Source organism: Okeania sp. SIO1H4, assembly GCF_010672695.1.
Classification (GTDB): domain Bacteria; phylum Cyanobacteriota; class Cyanobacteriia; order Cyanobacteriales; family Microcoleaceae; genus Okeania; species Okeania hirsuta.
The window spans coordinates 644,378-664,585 of record NZ_JAAHGB010000006.1 but is presented as its reverse complement, the minus strand read 5'-3'; the positions used below and the strand labels follow the sequence as shown (position 1 = coordinate 664,585).

Genomic DNA, 20,208 nt, shown 5'->3' with positions numbered 1-20,208 from the left:
TATAGTCTATATTTTACATTTTATCAACCTTTTTCCTGATATATCTAGGTTTAAGCCATTTTTAGCCTATTGATGTATTTCCCTTATCCCTAATAGCTTTGAAGGCATTTTCATTGTAAAAAATATCAAAGTACCGCTAAGTATCAACCTATGATTTTAAAGATTTAACCTACTGGGGAATTAGAGGGGGGATGACATCAAGGTCGAAGTTGGAAGTCAGTGTCAAATTGTCTTTTTCCAAAACCTTAAATGTACTTAATCAGTTTCTTATGGCGTTTCTGGGGACTCTGAATTTGCTTCTGGTTGGGGTATTTCCTCTTCATCAGGTTCAGCTTCTTGAATGATATTCATCAATAGCATTCCTAGTTCCCATTCTGACATTCCATCAGCTTGATACTGGATGGCAACTGAAGCTGCTGCTGTATTTATCCGCACTCCTAATACATGGGAGTCTGCTGTTAAAAGTTGTTCTAAACGTCTGACATAATTTGGGTCAGATGCTACTTTTGGTATTCGCAGTCGGATGCGACCGGGTACTGAATGCACGATGGTGTATGTTTGTGAATCATCACTAGCAACGGTTGTCACTGGTTGAGGAATAGTTGTTTGCTCAGTATCAATTACAGGTATAGTTACTGTTTGTTCTTTTAGTTGTTCAATTATTTGGCGCACAAAACCTGCAACTGTAAGGTTGACTATAAGTGCAGTAGCACCCCGTAGTTTAAATCTATTGGTAATTATGATTCCAACTAAGGGTGGTAGAATGTATTCGATTTCATTATGTGCTTGTAAAAATGCACCTAACTGGGGGAAAGTTGTTTCAGTTGGGTTGATCGTGTTTGTATAGCTTGAGGTTGTTGTCATGGTGAATATTCCTTTGGTGAAAGGGAACAGGGAGTGAGGGAGTGGATCACACTGATTATGGCACGGATACACGGATACGGAAGGGAGTGGGGGAGTATTTGGCGTTGGTGATTTGAGCTATGATATCGTGTCCGGGTAAGAGCGCGAACAAAAAACTTTCTCCTTCTACTACTCTTTCTTTCTCCTGACTCCTGACTCCTGACTCCTGACTCCTGACTCCTGACTCCTGACTCCTGACTCCTGACTTATTATTTATAACTATTCAACTGGACATGGTATTACTTGTTTTTAGTTGGTTCCATTTTGTCCGAATAGTTTCGACTCGTTCGCGGTTAACACCTAAATCTGATTCTCCTAGACGGGAAGCTGAACGTAGTTGAATAGCATTAGCTTCTTCATCTACATAAAATTCTACATCATCTACAAATCCCATTATCTTACTTGTAAACTCAGCATACAAGTAATTTTTATCCTCCTTAACAATATTTGTCCGAGACATAGATGCAATTATTTGTTTGAGGTTAGCGATCGCTGTTTCTGGATTATTAGAGTCATAGCTAAGAGAGACTATACCATGTTCTGCATCTTGACTGTAACTACTGACACAGTTTGGACTATTGGGACAAGGTGCTAGTCGTCCAGAATATACGCCTAGATTATTGGGTCTGGTGCCAGCAAATAAATTTAGTTTGTCAGAGGTGGCATTAACTCCGACAACAATGGCAACTGTTACTAACAAAAAGAGGGTAATGTATAACATTTTCAAAAATATATTAGGAGATTTTTTTTCTGTTGTTTCCATGGTCTATCGGAGAATAATTTGATTGAACTGGTTAATATGATTCTATCGTTAGATAATAACAATTATTCTATATCTAAACTAAAAATTTTATGACTGACGAAAAGCAAGCAATATTAACAGCAAATCAAGCCTTTTATCGAGCTTTTGAAAAACGGGACATCGAAACTATCAGTTCTATTTTGTCCAAGGGTATTGACACAGTTTGTATTCATCCAGGTCGTAATGCCATTCGTGGTTTTGAAAATATTCGGAATTCCTGGGATTTAATATTTAAAAATACTAATTATATGGAAATAGATCTTGATATTGTGACAATAGAAATTAATGGAGATATTGGTTATGTTATTTTGATTGAAAATTTGATGCAAGTGATTGGAGGTAGGAAAAGTAAAGCTCAGTGTATAGCAACAAATATTTTTGAGCGGATGGGTGGAAATTGGTATCTGATTCATCATCATGGTAGTCCATTGATGAGCTAGAGTATTTCTTAGGAGTCAGGAGTCAGGAGGGAAGAAAGAAGCAAGAAGGAAGAGGTGGGAAAGGAGAAAGTTTTTTTGATCGTTAATTGTCTGGACATGATATAATTCCAGATCATAAAAAACAGAAAAAAAGTTGAATTTTTAGAATTTATGGAATTCCGCTTAATTCAGTTTAATTCAGTAGAAAAAAATGTTTCATCTGAGCGTCATTTCCAAATCTTTCTAAATTCTCTTCCTTCCTCTAAGGGCAAACGCCGTTAGCTTCGCATAACTATCGTTAACGCCCCTACTACTCCTCACAATATTGAGGTCTCTGTTGTAATTGAATATCCAATAAATCAGCCACATCACACTTTAATCTACCTGCTGTTTGTTTATCTGGTTCTATATAGCCAAAACCACTACTAAAAAACTTTTGCTGATAAGAATAAATTGCTTCTATCCATTGTTTTTGTGCTTCTAAATATTTCTCTGGTTCTCCTAAAAGTTCATCTTCTATTGCCCCTGCATACTGAAGTTTTATATCCATTTCTAGAATTTGCTTAATTGCTTGAATAATTTTTAAGCGTGCATCTTCTGCTATAAATACTGTTGAGTTTTGAGATAATATTTCTGTCTCTAGTTCCTGGACTATTTCTCGAATTACACTGCTAGTAGTGGGAAATTTTTCTAGTGCTTTTTCCATTTTTACTGAGGAAATTGCACTAACATTTTTTGTTGAACTATCAGTTAATTGTTCTTCTGAAAAAGTAGAAGGTTCATTTTTTTTCGGTTCAGCAATAGTACCATTATTAAACTTACTTGCCTGATATCCTAAAACAAAAGATAGAGCATGAGAAAGCAGTAATAAAAATGTTACTGCTACTTGTACGCCATACTTTTTGATAGAAATAATTATTCGGTCAGAAACAGTTAATTCTTGCCGAACATTTAACCCAAAAACTCTAATTTCATAAATTGACTTTAACCTCGGAAATGCTGATGTAAATATTAATTTTGGGACTTTTCCATTACTGAGTTGATGAAAATAAGCTGCTAACTCATAATCAGGTAGTTGAGAGAATAACTCGGCAAAAGGTTGATAATAATTGCAGCGATCGCGACGATATTTTAAGTGGGAAATGAGTTTTTTCCAAATAGTATTTCCATAAATTAGTTGCTCTATTTCTTGGTCAATATTTGTGTTTAATAAATTGTTCCCCAAAGATTCTAAATATTCTAAATCGTGGCGAACTTGTTGTTTGATTATAGTAGAATAGGTTGACCATAAACTATTTTTAGTTTTTAATAGCCAACAGAAAGCAGGAACAGATATTTTTCCTCCTAATATTTGATAGAAGGCGTAATTCATTCCTAGTACAATTAATGGATCTAATGATTTTTGATAATTTTTCAGTTGAGATTGTAATTTTAGAGATATTTTTTGTTTCTCATCTTCTTTTTTTTCATCTCCAGTAATATTTAACCAATTCAGATATTCTGGTAAAGTTTCGGGAATAAAAATTGCTCTTAAAGTTAATAACCTAACCATTTGAGCATTTGCATTTTCTTGTTTTACAGCATTACTCGCCCCCAGATTATCAAACAGGTTGTTTAAATATTTTGATGTAACTTGACCATTCTGTAATTTTAAAATTAAATTTTCTACCCATTCTTGTTTTATTTGAGAACCACTAATTAATCCTTTAATTGCTGTTTCTATAGCTGCTTCATCTATATTTGTTGAGATATTTTTCCTGGGATTTTTCATCATCTTTGTCTGTATTTGTAACAGATTTGCTTCTACTTCAGTATTAGCAGGATGAATAATAATAAATTGTTCTGGTCGTTCAATTGCTTCAACATTATAAGCCCATGATATAGGTAGATTGTTGGCTTTAATTTCAGCCATTTTATTAATAATTTGTAAGTCAGATAATTCAGTAGGAATTATTACAGGTATAACTTGACTACTCAGCCAATTTTGCCATTCTGTGGGTAAATTTATTTCTGATTTTGTAGTAACTGTATGTTGATTTGGTTTACCAACTTCTTTAGTTTCAGATGGATTAAATACCGGATTAACACCTTGTTGTTGTTGAGTACTTATCCAGTCTAATATTTGCCAAATATTATCTTTACCAGTGCAGAGAAAATAACGATAAAAAGAAGTCGAACGTCCATACTCATCTTGTCCAGTAGTGACTACAGCAACTACTGAATAATCTGGTTCTTCATCATTCATACTCAGCACAACTCGCCCAACAAAAGTAGGTTCTTTACTATGACGATCTTTGCTAACTTCAAAGCCTTTATTAGCAATGGCTCTTCCTACAGAATGGGGAACTTGGGGCAAGGTTAAGTTCATATATTCCCCTACTTTAAATCCCCGAGAAATCCATTTACCATCTGGTAATATTTCGGGAATTATACCTGTGCTGAACTCGTGAATTTCAATAGTTTCCATTTGCTGATTTTAGGAAGGTGTTAATAGGAAGATTTTAGGTTTTAATAGGAAGGTTTTATATGATGTCCGGATAATTAGTGAAAAAAAACTTTCTCCTTTTACCGAAAAATTGTGGTTGAAAGCCTCCTCTTTTAAAAGGATAAAAAGAAAAATTTTTCTTTAAGTTAATCCTCTTCTTTTAAAGGAGAGGTAATTCTCAATTCTTAATTCTAAATTCTTAATTCTTGAACTATTCCCTATCTTCCTAATCTAATTGTGAATTACGTTTACCCGTACAAATCCAATATATAGGAGAAACTAAGCCAAAAGGTCGCCATTTTTTCGAGTCTTCTAATACTGATGCTACCCCACCACGACCCCGATAAATTTGCTGAGAATTTGGCTTATAATACTTATTTCCTGTCACCCCAAAAGCAGAAGTTGTAAAATATTCCACATTACCCATTCCCAAATTTTGCCAAGATTCTAATCTTTTAAAAATAGTAGGAAACCGCGCCTCTGCTAAAAACTTCGGTCTATTTCTATTTACCCATAAATCAGCTAATTCACACTTAGTTAAAACCAAAGCAATACGCCGTTTTTCATTAAACAAATCTCGACCTGCTAATGCTACTAAAAGTTGATCGACTCCCCTGGCATATTCTAGGTCTTTACGATGAGTTGTACCGTCAATCATTAACATAATTCCCGTAGCTGGAAAACAATCATTTAAGTAGTCTCGAAGTAATTGAGAATCTGTTTGCTGAAGTACATCGCTGAAAAATTCTCCAGAATAATCTTTGCAACTAATATCTAGATTCAAAACAGTATTTGATCGCCTCAAATTATCTTCTGCTTTGAGAGTAATTCTTAAACTATAATCCTTAATTTCTAGCACATCATTAGCTAGACGAGTTTGTTCAATTTGTAACCCTGACTCTATCAAATTTTGTGCCTGCTGAATCAAATATTCTCCATCTTTATTTGCTGGAGTAACTAACTCAACAGGACTAGAAAAATCAGCATTTGGCCACCTAGCTAAAGCTGCCATATAAGTTGTTTTACCAGCAGCACGATCGCCTATTACTCGTAAAATGCCAGAACAATTTTCCTCTTTTAAATTCTCATTAATTCTGTTCTTTAATAGGGACTTAAACATTATTTTTACCGAAAAATTGTGGTTTGAAATAGCAGTCAGCACCTCAGCGGTCAGCTATCAGCTTCTCAAGGTGTATAATAGGGGTTTCAATCCCCCATAAAAGGGGATAATAAATAAAAATTTTCATTATCAGTCAATCCTCTTATTTTCAAGAAGAGGTAATTATTCATTATTAATTGTTGAAATCCTCTTACCGAAAAGTTGTGGTTTAAAGCCTCCCCTTTTAAGGGGATAATAAAGAAAAATTTTCATTATTAGTCAATCCTGTTCTTTTCAAGGAGAGGTAATTATTCATTATTCATTATTCATTATTCATTGTTGAACTTGACTTAACCAATACAGGGGTGAAACTATGCCATAAGGTTTCCATTTCAAAGGTTCCCGTAAAATTGAGTGGGGACTTCCTAATTCATCAGTACGATTTGGGCGGGGGTCATTTCGTTGTAGAACGCCAAAAGTAGATATAGCATAAAACCGTAAATTTTGTTGAGGAATACGTTTTTGTAAAATACTGGTTGTTCTTGGTAAATGCACTTTAAATATGTCTAATTCTGGGTCAAGACGACCAGGCCAAATTTCTCCTCTTTCACATTTACTCATTGCTATAGCTAGACGTAAATCTTGGGAGCGGTCGCGCTCATCAATTAAATTAATAAATTTCTCCATCACATTACTATAAAATATGTCGCTTCCTGGCTCCCATTTATGGAGTAAAATTAGACAACCGACATTATCTTTGATTAGACATTCATCGAGAAATTCTTGATGTAAAGGATTAAAAATACCTGTTTGTAATTCATTAAAAATTTCTCCTGGATAATCTCGTACTACTAGATTAATTTCTTCTGGTTTTTGTTGCCACCAACGCTTGATTTCTATGTGAAAAGAATACAAAGGTAAATCATAGAAACTTTTGATTTTTATTCCATCAATAATAGTGGGTTCTAAAGAAGCACCATTGAGAATAATTGTTTCAGCTTTATTAGCTAAATTTTGAGCATCATTAGTAATGGCTGTAATTTGAAAATTTGGGTGAGTTTTTTCCGGCCAATAAGCTAATCCTGCTAGATAAGTAGTCTTTCCCGCACCCGTAGGTCCAATAATACAAATATTCCCCATTTTTTTGATTAAATCTGTGTTTACTATGTAAGCATTTCCTGCGGAATGCTGCGCAAACAGCTCTCAGTAGTCAGCACTTCCCTACGGGATGCTACGCAAACAGCAAATAATGAATAATTCCTTCTAAGGTTGAAGGAGCGTACCTTGGCAGTAATATCAAGTCTCATTAATTAGCCATAATAAATTAGCTATCTTTAGTCATCTTTAGATGACTTCTGCTTTGATCCTAGAAATTTATTTCTTGGCGGATAACATGGCTCGCTAACCTCGCCAAGGATTTCAATCCTTGGCTAATAGTTTAAGTCATCTTAAGATGACTCTTGAGGAGTATGCCATCTTTTTATATTGTGGTTAATCAGTGCAACTTGATATAACTTTTAATTCTCTCTCAATTTTTCAATTGCTTTTACCGATAAATTGTGGTCTAAAGCCTCTCCTTTAAAGGAGAAACAAGAAAAATTTTTCATGATTAGTCAATCCTCTTCTTTCCAAAGAGAGGTAATTGTTAATTATTAATTATTAGACTTGTCGCTTTATAACTTAAAAAAAACCAAAAACCTTGTTCTGTAAGAATTGTAGCTATTGAAAGGCAAAAATGCTTAGAATTATTGCTCTGTCTAGGTTAGAGTGATTTTTTCCCTTTATTTAGCGACAACTCTATTAATTATTAATTGTTGAATTCCTCCTCTCATCAATAGCTAATAGCTGATGGCTGTTTGCGCAGCATTCCGCAGGAAATACTTACTTTACTATTGATTAATTTAACTTGCTTGTTTGACAAAAGGAAATATCTAACTCAATGACAAAACTTTCACTCTTACCTTCTTGCTTTTTCCTTCTTCCTTATTTTTAGAACGGGAGTAAGATGCTCCCACTAGCTATACCATTATAATTCACAACTACCCTTGTTGCCTTCTTCCCTCTTCCCTCTTCCTTCTTCCTTATTGCTTCTTTTAAACTAAATAACTAGCTAAATAAATCCAAGGTAATTCTAATAAACTACGGTGATAAATACTGGTAATAAAACACCGAACAGATAAACCATAACGACTGCTATTTATTTGTTCTAACTGTTGTTTTAGTGGTAAAAAATAACTATTAACTACATAATTATGCCGTTGCAGCCAATTCATAGTATAACCATGAGGTAAATAAGCCAATTTAGAAATTTCTTGCTCAAGATTACAATCAATTAAATCAGCTTTATTCATGCATATTACAATACGTCGAGCTTGAGGACAATCATAAATAAAAAAGTCTGTCCAACGATTAAATCTATTACACCATTGTTGCTGAGTAATATAATTTTCCTGGTTAATATGAGGCTGTAAAATTTCTCTATAGGGAGGAACAATTAAAAAAATTCCTTCACTTTTACCCATTGTTTCTTTAAAATCTTGCCATTCATTAATATGCTCAGATTGCCATGACCTACGAAATAATTCCCCAGGAGAATCTATCCAATCTACAGAAATTTTGCTTATACCAGTAGAAAGTCTAACTTTCACATCCAAAGAACGCTTTTCAATACTTTGAGTAGGTTTAGAAGTGCCATCTAAATTAAGTAAATTTGCCTGGAGATTTTGATAATTTTGATTGACCAAAGAAACCTGGACATAATTTCCTTGGGGATTGGCCAATTCTAATGCTAAGTGAGTTTTCCCGACGGCGCGATCGCCTATATAAACTACTCCCATTTTAGAGTTAATACCAATTTGATAAATATTTGCTACAAATAACTAGGTTATTTCTTAGAAGTCAGGAGTCAGGGGTCAGAATGAATAGCTTTGATACTATTTGTTAGGTCATAATTTATCTTTTTAGTCTAAGGGACATTGCCTGTATATGTCTTTTAACTGCCCTGATTATTCAAACACATTCTTTTTCCAAAGGTGTTAATCTCTTCTGCTTACAAATAAAATATATTAGTAGCAAATATTTCCAACAATTTGGGATTAATTTATAAAGATTTAAGTTGCTATTCTGAAGCCGAAGAATATCTGATTAAATCCATAGCGATCGCTACCCCCATCTTACCGAAGACTTCCACAAACTCCGCGACTTGGGCGAACAAATAATCCACCTCGCCTTTTCCACCACTCAAATCCAAGATTTCACCACTTACCAACAACAATTAGCACAATTGCAAACCGAACATAACAAAAGGAGTCCTATTTGCTCAGGACGTAGCCGGACTTGACCTCTGGGCAAATGAAATTACTGTCCTGCTTCGTTGGCAAAGAGCGCAGTAATAATGTTTGTATCTAGAAGGTATTTACCACTCATTTTGTTCACAACCTTGTTTAATTGCTTCGTCCATAGTTTGAAGGTCTTCAGGAGAAATTGAGCCAGCAAAAGGTAATAATTGTGTTCCTGAAATACCTCTAACTTGAGTTTTTAGCAATTTCCGAGCCAATTCAAGCACTTGCAATACTAAGTACTGTGGCATAACTTTGTACTGTGGCATAACTTTTAATTGTTCGACTACCTCATCAATGACAGACAAACTCATTAGACTTCTCCTTTGCTGAGTAGAGATTAAAATATAGTAATCAAGGAAACGCCAATTAATTTGACTTTATGATAAAAATACTGCACTTCAAACAATATTGCATAAATTATAATTTACTGATGATGTGATTATTTATTTGCATTAAATCCTACTACTTATAAAAACAATGTCAAGAGAAAATATAGCAACTGTTGTAAAAATTTTAGAGTCTCTTTCTGATGAGCAGCAGGAAAGAATTTTTGAGCATTTACGAGAATATATTGCAGATTTTCAAATTGGTATTAAAGTAGGATAAATCTTTTGAAAAAACCCAAAGCAAGTTAGTAGTAGCAGCGAGACAGGCGAAACAGTAAATTGCTGAAGGAAAAGGGCAAACAATTGACTATGATAAGTTATGAAGTCTGTTACCTTACCATCTTTTTGGGAGGAATATCATGGTCTTTCCCTACTTGTTGCTTTATTCACAAAAGTGTCTCTCAAGTGATACAAGAAAGTCTCTAACTTCAACAAGAATGTTCTTCAGCACATGAGAACGGTTACTGTCTTTCAATCCGAAAGCTTTGGCAATCTTTTTGTAATTGTCGCCCTTACGATGAGTCACGCTAGCTGAACGAAGTTCTTGCAAATTTCTCAAGAATTTTATCTGCTGCTCATAGTTTGGATATTGATGAGCTTTGAGGAACTGCTGGAATTTAGATATTCCCTTTATTTCGGTATTACCTACTGGTGTTGCCTTAACAATTTCCCTCTCATTTAGAGAATCAATCAAAATCTTTGTCAGAGCAAGAACCTGTGAATCAAATTCTGCCTGACTATTTGTCAGGGGAATGCGCAAAGTTTCAAAAAGATACTGGTCTGATTCAGCTAATTCCCGAAAAAGACTCCATCCCATAGATTCTTTCCAATTCTTAGAAAACCTAACAAAACGATCCTTAAACATAAGGTCAATTTGTTCTGGAGGAGCAGGTGTTAGTTGAAAGCTACGATCAAAATTAACTTTACTAATCTTTCCTTCAGGTAGAATATTGTAACTACGCCAATATATTTGTTCATCTGATGGCAAAGATGCTAAGTCTCCAAGGAAGACAGTTATGTATTCAGGATGATTATTATCAAGTTTCAATCCCCATAATCCTTGACATCTTAGAAATCCATCCTCAACCGAGTATTGTTCTGGATGAGCATAATATTTTGTAAGAACTTCGCGCCGAAAGAAAACAGGTGTGAGATAGTTAGGAGCATCTGGATTAGCACCAAAGTAGTTTGCAAGCTCATCTGGATTACAAGAATATTTGACTGAATCTCCATTTTCATCCACTCCAATAATGAAATCAATGTAGTTTTCCTTGTCCTTATCATTGAATGGCCACATTCCACAGCGATTGAGTGGAAATGGAGGAATCAGTTTTTTTCCACACAAGTATGAGAAGGATTTGTAGTTGGCTATATGAAAATTTTCTGCCGAACTTGCGCAAAGTCTATAGTAAGTTAAATCCTGTTTATTTTTATGCTCTAATTCCTGTGGAAATTCATCAAGTATTAATTCAGAATATCGTTTAAAGTCAAAATAAATTGCTAAGTACATCTCTTTTACAGCAAGAAATTGACGCACTTCTTTGAGACGAACTTCAACTTTATCCATTTCAAGTTTTGCTACTACAGTTTCATCTCCTCTATCATCAAATTTGATAAGTTGATTTTTTTCAAAATCGTGGTACAAACGATGAAAGTGTCGAAACTCTTCAATCATTTCGTTATATGAGTCACGAATGCCATGAAAATCCCGATGAATTATAAACGGTTCTACATCATCTAAGTTTCCAAACCGCAAATAGTTAAGATTTTTATTGAAACATAGATGCCCATCTTCAAGATGGAAATCCCAAGAAATCTTGCTTAGAGAAGTTTCAACATCAGCATTTGGAATCAAGGCTGAAAATATACCAAGATTCTCGTTTTCAGTAACTTTATCAAAATAAACAGTTATCCATGGCTCTCTACCTAAACTAGGAATAAATTTCTCTCGCGATTCAGATTGAAGTAGCCATTTCAAAGTTAGATCGACGTTTTTAGTCGCCATAATAGTGATTTGATATAAACATAATTAGGGCTTGCTGATTAATTCTAAAAGTATTGACTGATATTGGTTTTAGCGTTTTATAGTTGAAAAAAGTAGCAGCTTTTCGGTGGAAAAAGATCATGCATGCTAGTATTTTGGGATGATTATGGCAGAAAAATTGAGAGACAATTCTTACTCCTACCTCCTCGCTCATTCCCATTTCTCCTGTCTCCTGTCTCCTACCCCAGCAAAAAGACTTTATTCAGCAAACCCTAATTAATTGTAGTTTGACTTACATAATATTGACGGGAGCGCGATCGCACTCCCACTAACTAAAAGCCTATTTCATTTTAATAAGCACCTATGCAGAGCAAATAACTTATCTCCAAAATACACGAAAATTTCTTGACAAGCAACCACCCTACATCTCTTACATATCAATACTTATAACAAATGGCATACGAGAACGCGATCGCACCCAAATTCCCCCCATTTTTCCTCCTAAATAGCTCATTTGAACTTTTTTTGCCAAATTCAGTTTAAATTCCAAATATACTTAGCAATAATTTATAAGCTTAATTTATATCTACCTTTCATTAAACCCTAAAAACTTTACAGGTAAAGACTTTCAGTCAAACCAATACCAGCAAAAATTAAATATCAACCTTCTTCTTTCTTCCTTCTGACTTCTTCCTTATAAAATAAAGCTATCTAAAATATTTATTCTAAAATCTAAAAAAAATGTCATTTGTTGGCCTACATATTCATAGCGATTATAGCCTATTAGACGGGGCATCCCAATTACCACAATTAATAGATAGAGCAGTAGAACTAGGAATGCCAGCCATTGCTCTGACAGACCATGGAGTAATGTATGGGGCGATTCAATTAATTAAACTGTGTAGAAATAAAGGAATTAAACCCATAATTGGCAATGAAATGTATGTGATAAATGGAGAAATTGAGAAACAACAAAGAGGCAAAAAATTTCACCAAGTCGTATTAGCAAAAAATACTCAAGGCTATAAAAATTTAGTCAAACTAACAACTCTTTCTCATCTACATGGTTTTCAAGGAAAAGGCATATTTGCTCGACCTTGTATTAATAAAGAATTACTAGAAAAATATCACGAAGGTCTGATAGTAACTAGCGGGTGTTTGGCAGGAGAAGTACCGCAAAATATTATGCAGGGAAAATTAGATGAAGCGAAGACAGTAGCTAAGTGGTACAAAGATTTATTTGGAGAAGATTACTATTTAGAAATACAAGACCATGGTTTCCCAGAAGATAGAGTAGTAAATACTGGAATTGTCAAAATTGCCAATAAATTAAAGATAAAAATAGTAGCCACAAACGATTCTCATTTTATTTCTTGTCGAGACGTAGAAGCACACGATGCTTTGTTGTGTATTAATACTCAAAAATTAATCTCTGAAGTAAAACGGATGCGGTATAGCGGTACCGAATATTTAAAGTCTGCTGAAGAGATGAAGCAACTATTTAAAGACCACCTAGAAAATGAAATTATAGAAGAAGCGATCGCCAATACATTAGAAGTGGCAGATAAAGTTGAAAAATATCAAGGAATTTTAGGAGAACCAAGAATTCCTGATTATCCCATTCCGCCAGAACATAATGCCGATACTTATCTGGAAGAACTTGCTTGGGAAGGATTATTGGAAAGGCTGAAACTTAAACAAAGAAGTGAAATTTCCGCAGTATATAAAGAGCGGATGGAAACTGAATTGAAAGTTCTTCAGGATAAAGGTTTCTCTACATATTTTTTGGTGGTTTGGGATTACATAAAATATGCCAGAGATGAAAATATTCCTGTCGGACCTGGTAGGGGAAGTGCTGCTGGTTCATTAGTTGCTTATTCTCTGCGGATTACTAATATAGATCCGGTACATCATGGCTTATTATTTGAAAGATTTTTGAATCCCGAACGGAAATCAATGCCAGATATTGATACAGATTTTTGTATTGAAAACCGAGATGCAATGATTGATTATGTGACTGAACGGTATGGAGAAGAGAGAGTTGCCCAAATTATTACTTTTAACCGGATGACATCTAAGGCAGTATTAAAAGATGTGGGGAGAGTGTTGGGAGTTTCGTTTGGGGAAGCGAATAAAATGGCAAAGTTAATTCCTGTTGCACGGGGTAAACCAGCTAAGTTAAAAGTGATGATTTCTGATGAGACTTCTTCTCCTGAATTTAAGGAAGCTTATGAAAATAATGAAATTCAAATAGAAGATAATCAAGCCGGAAAAGTTAGTAAAATTTCTGTTCGTCAATGGATAGATATGGCAATCAGAATTGAGGGTACTAATAAGACTTTTGGAGTACACGCAGCAGGGGTAGTAATTTCTAAGGAACGCCTAGATGAAATTGTGCCTTTACAAAGGAATAATGATGGAGCTGTGATTACTCAGTATCACATGGAAGATATAGAATCCCTTGGTTTGTTGAAAATGGATTTTTTGGGATTGAAAAATTTAACTATTATTCAGAATACTGCCGATTTGATTGAGCAAAATCATCATCTTCCTTTAGTTCCAGATGAGTTACCAGCTAATGAAAGAAAGGCAATGGAAATTTTGGCGAGAGGCAATATTAAGAAAATGCCAGAGGATGTGAAAAAGACCTACGAATTGATAAAGTCTGGAGACTTGGAAGGAGTATTTCAGTTGGAATCTTCTGGCATGGTGGATGTGGTGAAAAAATTGAAGCCTACTTCTATTGAAGATATTTCTTCTATATTGGCTTTGTATCGCCCCGGACCTTTAGATGCGGGTTTAATTCCTAAATTTATTGACCGGAAACATGGGCGGGAGAAAATTGAATACCAACATCCAAAGTTAGAACCAATTTTGCAAGAAACTTATGGAGTTTTGTGTCTGCCAAAGGGAACTTTAATCGATCAACCAGATGGTTCGAGAGAGGCGATCGAAAATATTAAGAGTGGGGAGATAATTTTAACTTCGGATGGTAGGAAAGTTTGGCAGGCAAAAGTTGCTAAACAGTGGCGGAGTGGTGTTAGGGAAATATTGAAAATTACTTTGTCTAGCGGAACGGTAATTTATGCGGGAAAAAACCATCGCTTTTTAACGCCGGAAGGAGATAAGTTTGCCTGGGAATTAGAATCAGGAGTTAAAAACGGTAATATTTATGGTTCTGCTGTTTATGAAAAATGGCAGGTTTCTAGTAATAACAAAAGACTAGGTAAAAATGAAGCTTATTGTTCAAATATACCTCAGCCAGAAAATGGGGAAAAATCTAGAGAAAGCCATCTACAAATTTCCTCTTTATCTTTGACAACTTCTTCGGAAAATTATATTTCTCACACCAATACTTCGAGTCGGAAAAATCAGGAGTTTTCTCTGGAAAAATGTACTTTATTTAAAGAGACAAATTTCTTAGATAGACTCAAGGCAGAAAATGAGGAAAATTTGAGAGAAAACTATCTACAGATTTCCTATTTCCCTTTGGCAACTCCTTCAGAAAATTATATTTCTCACACCAATACTTCGAGTCGGAAAAATCAGGAGTTTTCTCTGGAAAAATGTACTTTATTTAAAGAGACAAATTTCTTAGATAGACTCAAGGAAGAAAATGAGGAAAATTTGAGAGAAAACTATCTACAGATTTCCTATTTCCCTTTGGCAACTCCTTCAGAAAATTATATTTCTCACACCAATACTTCGAGTCGGAAAAATCAGGAGTTTTCTCTGGAAAAAGGTATTTTCTTTAAACAGACAAATTTATCAGATATAAGGAACCTGGAAAAAGATACTTTATTTAAACCGACTAATTTATTAGACAGAGGGAAGCTGAAAAATTGGGAAAATTTGAGAGAAAGCTATCTACAGATTTCCTATTTTACTTTGACAACTTCTTCAGAAAATTCCATTTATCAGACAGATGCTTCGAGTCGGAAAAATCTAGAGTCTTTCCTCGAAAAAGGTACTTTATTTAGACAGACAAATTTCTTAGATAGAAAAAATTGGGGAAATGAGGAAAATTTCCGAGAAAACTATCTAGAGATTTTCCCTTTCTCTTTGACAACTCCTTCAGAAGATTCTATTTCTCAGATAGATACTTCGAGTCGTAAAAATCTGGATTCTTCCCGGGAAAAAGCTACTTTATTTAAACAGACAAATTTCTTAGATAAGCCTCAGCAAGAAAATCAGGAAAATTTTAGAAAAAACCATCTACAGATTTTCTATTTTCCTTTGACAACTACTTCAGAAGATTCTATTTCTCAGATAGATACTTTCAGTCGCAAAAATCAGAAGTTTTCCCGGGAAAAAGCTACTTTATTTAGACAGACAAATTTCTTAGATAGAGGGAAGTGGGGAAATGGGGAAAAATCTGGAGAAAGACATCTACAGATTTCCTATTTTCCTTTGACAACTCTTTCAGAAGATTCTATTTCTCAGACAGATACTTTGAGTCGGAAAAATCAGAAGTTGGCTCAGGAAAAAGCTACTTTATTTAGACAGACAAATTTCTTAGATAGACAGAAACTAGAAATTAGGGAAAATTTGAGAGAAAACTATCTACAGATTTCCTATTTTCCTTTGACAACTCTTTCAGAAAATTCTATTTCTCAGACAGATACTTTCAGTCGGAAAAATCAGAAGTTGGCTCAGGAAAAACCTACCTTAAATTTTTTAGATAAACCTCAGCCAAAAAATCGGAAAAACTCTGATATAAAGATATACGAAAAAAATCATTTACAGGATATCAGACTTGTTTATGTTGTCTCGGTGGAAGAAGCAGGAAAAGCAGAATGTTTTGATTTGGAAATGGAAGACCAAGCTTCTCCTTATTTTCTAGCTGAAGGAGTAGTTGTTCATAATTGTTACCAAGAACAAATTATGAAAATGGCTCAAGATTTAGCAGGATATTCTTTGGGAGAAGCAGATTTATTACGTCGTTGTTTGAGTGGTTCAACAAAAGTAATAGATGCAGCAACAGGCAACTTAGTTACTCTCAAAGAAATAGCTGCTAAACCTGAGTATTGGTTAAGTCGAAAAGTATTTTCTTTAGACACCAAAACTCAACAAATTGTGCAAAAACCAATAACAGAAATTCATCCTAATGGTGTGCGAGATGTTTGGGAAATTACCACTCGTACAAACCGGAAAATTAAGGCTACAAACGACCACCTTTTTTATACAGTTTTAGGATGGAAACCTTTAAAAGATTTTTCTGTAGGCGATCGCTTAGGTTTACCAAAGAAAATTCCGATTAATCATGGCAGTCAAATATCTGATGCTCAAATTAAATTTACTGCTTATTTAATACGTGACGGGTATCTATCTACTAAGAGTCCGTCTTGTGGTTATTTCTGTAATAGTGATCCGGAATTAATTGCTGATTTTAATTGTTGTGCAGAAGAATTATTTGGTTCTTTAGCACCTATCGATCAACAACTACATCAAGGCAAAAAATCAGTTAGTTATGTTCGTATAGGTTTTCTTTCAGCTTTTAATAATTGGGTAGATAATCATCTCAAATTTGCTAATTCACGGGATAAAGAAATTCCTGATTGGGTATTTTCTTTGTCTAAGAGTCAGTTACAACTTTTCTTAGGAATTTTATGGTCAACAGATGGTACGGACGTTGCATACAACATCCGTACAAACAAAACAATTGGGTATACAGAATATAACTCTACCTCAGAAGTTTTAGTCAGACAAATCCAACATTTACTTCTACGTTTAGGTATAGTTTCTCTGTTCAATATTAAGAAGATAAAATATCAAGGTAAACCTTATCTTTCTTATCGAGTTCAAATTACAGGACGTGAGGATATGCTCAAGTTTTGTGAATTGATAGAACCATATTTAAGTAGTTACAAAAAGCAACTTTGTGAAAGTTGTTATTTAGTTATTCAAGATATAGAATTTCTCAGACTTATAAGGTGTGGTTCTTTTTCTTCTTTCCTATTTTCTGGAACCAGAATTACTAATTCCTACTCCCTACTCTCTACTCCCTACTCCCTAAGAGAAAAAAATCAATCTAAACATTGTCTACCTCCAGAAATTATTACCCTAATTGCAGAAGCTAAAAAAGCTAGTGGAATGACTTGGACAGAAATAGATAAAGCTGTCGGAGTATGTCGTGGCACTATGTCGTCAGGTTTAAATTTTCAAAATACTCCAACTAGGAATTTATCCCGTCATAAAGTTAATAGATTTGCGACAGCTTTTGCAGATGAAAAATTAAAATCCATTGCTAATTCTGAGGTTTTTTGGGATGAGATTACTTCTATAGAATATATTGGCAAAGAAGAAGTTTTTGATTTGACAATTTCCGAAACTCATAACTTTATTGCCAATGATTTTATAGTTCACAATTGCATGGGTAAAAAGAAAGTTTCAGAAATGGAAAAGCATCGAGAAATATTTATTGATGGTGCGACTCAAAGAGGTGTTCATTCTGCAGTGGCAGAAGATTTGTTTGAACAAATGATTAAATTCGCTGAATATTGTTTGGCTTATGAGACAGAAATTATGACTGTAGAATATGGCGCTATTCCTATTGGTAAAATTGTAGAAGAACAGATTGAATGTACTGTCTATACGGTAGATAAAAATGGATATATTTATACACAACCAATCGCTCAATGGCATAATCGAGGTATGCAGGAAGTTTATGAATATAGTCTGGAAGATGGAACAGTAATTCGGGCAACACCAGAACATAAGTTTATGACTGAAGATGGTCAAATGCTGCCTATTGATGAAATTTTTGAGCGTAATTTAGATTTGAAATGTTTAAGGAGTCTAGCAGAATGGGAATTTCCTATCGTCAGTTAAAACCTCAATTGAAGCAACAGATTATTTAGGCATTTCATTACCCCCTGAAATGCCAAGAAATTCTAGATTTTCTCTGGGATTACAAAAAAGCAAAAATAGAACAGATTTTAAGGAGTTATCGTCGTGGTTAAAATTGTTTCTCGCAAGCTGGCAAAAACAGAAAATGTTTATGATATTGGAGTAGCTAAAGACCATAATTTTGTCTTAGCAAATGGGTTAGTTGCCTCTAACTGTTTTAACAAATCTCATTCCACAGCTTATGCTTATGTAGCTTATCAAACTGCTTATTTAAAAGCTAATTATCCAGTCGAATATATGGCAGCTTTACTAACTGCTAATAGTGGCGATCAAGATAAAGTACAAAAATATATTGCTAATTGTCATAAATTTAATATCGAAGTCGAACCGCCGAATATTAATAAGTCAGAAGTAGATTTTACTCCCTTGCCAAAAGTAGCGACAGGAGAAACAAAAGATAAAATTTTATTTGGATTATCCGCAGTAAAAAATGTAGGTGAAGGAGCAATAGAAGCAATTTTAGAAGCAAGAAAAGAAGGGGAAGAATTTAAGTCTTTAGCCGATCTATGTGACAGAGTTAATCTTAATGCTCTGAATAGTCGTACTTTAGAATCTTTAATTAAATGTGGAGCTTTCGATAAAATTCAATCAAACCGTCACCAATTAATCAAAGATTTAGAAGGTGTAATGAAATGGGCGCAAGATAGAAATAAAGACCGGGATATAGGGCAATTAAGTTTATTTGATGTGGCAGAAAAAACAATGCCTGCTTTTGATTCTGCTCCTAAATCTTCCACTGTTTCAGATTTTCCAGCTAAAGAAAAATTGCAGTATGAAAAAGAAATTATAGGATTTTATGTATCCGACCATCCTCTCAAATATGCACAGGAGCAAAATAAAATTTCGGATGCTATTTCTATTGCTGAAATGAAGGAAAAAAAATCTAAGTCAGTTATAAAATTATTGGTAATGTTAGCTGGAATTAAACCTCATATTACAAAAAAAGGCGATCGCATGGCATTTCTGCAAGTAGAAGATATGACTGGGCAGGTAGATGCAGTAGTTTTTCCGAAAATATATGAAGAAATTAAAAATTTACTAATAGAAAGTTCTCTTTTAGTCTTGACTGGAAAAGTTGATAAGAAGGATGATGAAAATCAGTTATTAGTAGATGGTGCAGACAAATTAGAAAAGGTAATGGCAGATGCAGTAGAACAACATGAAAAACCAGTGACAGAATTAGATAATTATCAAAATGAATCGAGAAATGAAGAGATAGAAATTAACCAACCTATTGTAGAAGTAGAAAAACCAATAGAGCAATTAGAAAGTCAAAAAAATCCTCCGAAAAAAGACCCTGAATTATTAATAACTGAAAATGGTTCTGCGAAACAAAGACAAATAATTATCTTACAAATACCAGTAAATATTATTCCTGAAAATGATTCTTTATTTGAACAAATTAAAGCCATTCTTGAAGAACAATCTTCTGGTGATCTGGAAAAAGCAAAGGTAGCAATAGGAGCATTAATATCTGATGGAAAACAACAACATTTAGTACAGTTTGGTCGGCAATTTTGGGTTGAAGATGAAGAGACAACTATTCGTCGTTTTCATGATGTAGGGTTTAAAGTTCAGATATCTAGTTGGGAAGCTTTTGCTTCTAAATAATAGTAACTAGGGCTTGCTGATTAAATTTCAAAGCATTGAATGGTATTAGTTTTAGCCTTTTTGGAGCGAAAAAAGTGAGCTTGTTTTTGGCATAAAAACTTCAAAAAGTTAGTATTGAGGGCAAAAAAAGCAGAACAATCTGCGGACAACTCTTCTTCCTACCTCCTCTATAATTCCCATTCCTCCTGTCTCCTGTCTCCTGTCTCCTACCCCTACTAAAAGACTTTTGATCACAAACCCTAAATATAGTTATAACAAACCTGGTTTAT

At 34.3% G+C, this 20,208-nt stretch carries 14 protein-coding genes; 4 read left to right on the top strand and 10 right to left on the bottom strand.

The window, feature by feature from the left end; genetic code table 11:
* Window positions 1-267: 267 nt before the first annotated feature.
* Both F6K06_RS07105 and F6K06_RS07100 read right to left on the bottom strand, forming a co-directional pair.
* The gene (locus F6K06_RS07105) at window positions 268-864 is read right to left on the bottom strand and encodes an HMA2 domain-containing protein (RefSeq protein ID WP_124143195.1); all 597 of its coding nucleotides are present in this window, start codon (window positions 862-864) and stop codon (window positions 268-270) included.
* A 262-nt stretch (window positions 865-1,126) separates the two neighbouring features.
* On the bottom strand, window positions 1,127-1,666 hold the full coding sequence (locus F6K06_RS07100; RefSeq protein ID WP_124143194.1) for a DUF1499 domain-containing protein: 540 nt from the start codon (window positions 1,664-1,666) through the stop codon (window positions 1,127-1,129).
* An 89-nt stretch (window positions 1,667-1,755) separates the two neighbouring features.
* Here F6K06_RS07100 and F6K06_RS07095 point away from each other — a divergent pair, with 89 nt between their 5' ends.
* Window positions 1,756-2,145: a nuclear transport factor 2 family protein gene (locus F6K06_RS07095; RefSeq protein WP_124143193.1), complete on the top strand. Its 390-nt coding sequence runs from the start codon at window positions 1,756-1,758 to the stop codon at window positions 2,143-2,145.
* Window positions 2,146-2,434: 289 nt separating this feature from the next.
* Here the strand turns inward: F6K06_RS07095 and F6K06_RS07090 are convergent, their stop codons facing one another.
* The 6 genes from F6K06_RS07090 to F6K06_RS07065 all read right to left on the bottom strand — a co-directional run bounded on the left by F6K06_RS07090 (window position 2,435) and on the right by F6K06_RS07065 (window position 9,360).
* Window positions 2,435-4,591, bottom strand: a complete 2,157-nt coding sequence (locus F6K06_RS07090) for a hypothetical protein (protein WP_124143192.1) — start codon at window positions 4,589-4,591, stop codon at window positions 2,435-2,437.
* A 244-nt stretch (window positions 4,592-4,835) separates the two neighbouring features.
* Window positions 4,836-5,729: a hypothetical protein gene (locus F6K06_RS07085; RefSeq protein WP_124143191.1), complete on the bottom strand. Its 894-nt coding sequence runs from the start codon at window positions 5,727-5,729 to the stop codon at window positions 4,836-4,838.
* Between the two features lie 312 nt (window positions 5,730-6,041).
* Window positions 6,042-6,848 (bottom strand): hypothetical protein, encoded by an 807-nt coding sequence (locus F6K06_RS07080; RefSeq protein WP_124143190.1) that lies wholly within the window; start codon window positions 6,846-6,848, stop codon window positions 6,042-6,044.
* Window positions 6,849-7,801: 953 nt separating this feature from the next.
* Complete coding sequence (locus tag F6K06_RS07075) at window positions 7,802-8,545, bottom strand: hypothetical protein (RefSeq protein ID WP_124143189.1); 744 nt, start codon at window positions 8,543-8,545, stop codon at window positions 7,802-7,804.
* 281 nt (window positions 8,546-8,826) lie between these two features.
* Window positions 8,827-8,976: a hypothetical protein gene (locus F6K06_RS07070; protein WP_161564320.1), complete on the bottom strand. Its 150-nt coding sequence runs from the start codon at window positions 8,974-8,976 to the stop codon at window positions 8,827-8,829.
* A 147-nt stretch (window positions 8,977-9,123) separates the two neighbouring features.
* On the bottom strand, window positions 9,124-9,360 hold the full coding sequence (locus F6K06_RS07065) for a hypothetical protein (protein ID WP_124143188.1): 237 nt from the start codon (window positions 9,358-9,360) through the stop codon (window positions 9,124-9,126).
* A 166-nt stretch (window positions 9,361-9,526) separates the two neighbouring features.
* Between F6K06_RS07065 and F6K06_RS07060 the strand changes: the two genes are divergently transcribed.
* Entirely contained in the window at window positions 9,527-9,655 is a 129-nt protein-coding gene (locus tag F6K06_RS07060) for a hypothetical protein (RefSeq protein WP_275670271.1), read from the top strand.
* 162 nt (window positions 9,656-9,817) lie between these two features.
* Here F6K06_RS07060 and F6K06_RS07055 read toward each other — a convergent pair whose 3' ends face one another.
* The gene (locus tag F6K06_RS07055) at window positions 9,818-11,440 is read right to left on the bottom strand and encodes a hypothetical protein (protein WP_124143187.1); all 1,623 of its coding nucleotides are present in this window, start codon (window positions 11,438-11,440) and stop codon (window positions 9,818-9,820) included.
* Between the two features lie 720 nt (window positions 11,441-12,160).
* On the opposite strand from F6K06_RS07055, the gene dnaE reads away from it, so the two are divergent.
* A complete protein-coding gene (gene dnaE, locus F6K06_RS07050; RefSeq protein WP_287238803.1) occupies window positions 12,161-18,250 on the top strand; it encodes a DNA polymerase III subunit alpha in 6,090 nt (2,029 codons plus the stop codon).
* Between the two features lie 123 nt (window positions 18,251-18,373).
* Entirely contained in the window at window positions 18,374-19,939 is a 1,566-nt protein-coding gene (locus F6K06_RS07045; protein WP_124145044.1) for an OB-fold nucleic acid binding domain-containing protein, read from the top strand.
* Window positions 19,940-20,047: 108 nt separating this feature from the next.
* On the opposite strand, the gene F6K06_RS07040 is transcribed toward F6K06_RS07045, so the two are convergent.
* Window positions 20,048-20,173, bottom strand: a complete 126-nt coding sequence (locus F6K06_RS07040) for a hypothetical protein (RefSeq protein ID WP_275670377.1) — start codon at window positions 20,171-20,173, stop codon at window positions 20,048-20,050.
* Between the last annotated feature and the right edge of the window lie 35 nt (window positions 20,174-20,208).

Excerpts from the sequence above, each read along its gene's own strand:
- F6K06_RS07100 (WP_124143194.1), bottom strand. The coding sequence starts at position 1,666 with ATGGAAACAACAGAAAAAAAATCTCCTAATATATTTTTGAAAATGTTA.
- dnaE (WP_287238803.1), top strand. The coding sequence starts at position 12,161 with ATGTCATTTGTTGGCCTACATATTCATAGCGATTATAGCCTATTAGAC.
- F6K06_RS07080 (WP_124143190.1), bottom strand. The coding sequence starts at position 6,848 with ATGGGGAATATTTGTATTATTGGACCTACGGGTGCGGGAAAGACTACT.
- F6K06_RS07075 (WP_124143189.1), bottom strand. The coding sequence starts at position 8,545 with ATGGGAGTAGTTTATATAGGCGATCGCGCCGTCGGGAAAACTCACTTA.
- F6K06_RS07085 (WP_124143191.1), bottom strand. The coding sequence starts at position 5,729 with ATGTTTAAGTCCCTATTAAAGAACAGAATTAATGAGAATTTAAAAGAG.
- F6K06_RS07090 (WP_124143192.1), bottom strand. The coding sequence starts at position 4,591 with ATGGAAACTATTGAAATTCACGAGTTCAGCACAGGTATAATTCCCGAA.
- F6K06_RS07095 (WP_124143193.1), top strand. The coding sequence starts at position 1,756 with ATGACTGACGAAAAGCAAGCAATATTAACAGCAAATCAAGCCTTTTAT.
- F6K06_RS07060 (WP_275670271.1), top strand. The coding sequence starts at position 9,527 with ATGTCAAGAGAAAATATAGCAACTGTTGTAAAAATTTTAGAGTCTCTT.
- F6K06_RS07065 (WP_124143188.1), bottom strand. The coding sequence starts at position 9,360 with ATGAGTTTGTCTGTCATTGATGAGGTAGTCGAACAATTAAAAGTTATG.
- F6K06_RS07105 (WP_124143195.1), bottom strand. The coding sequence starts at position 864 with ATGACAACAACCTCAAGCTATACAAACACGATCAACCCAACTGAAACA.
- F6K06_RS07055 (WP_124143187.1), bottom strand. The coding sequence starts at position 11,440 with ATGGCGACTAAAAACGTCGATCTAACTTTGAAATGGCTACTTCAATCT.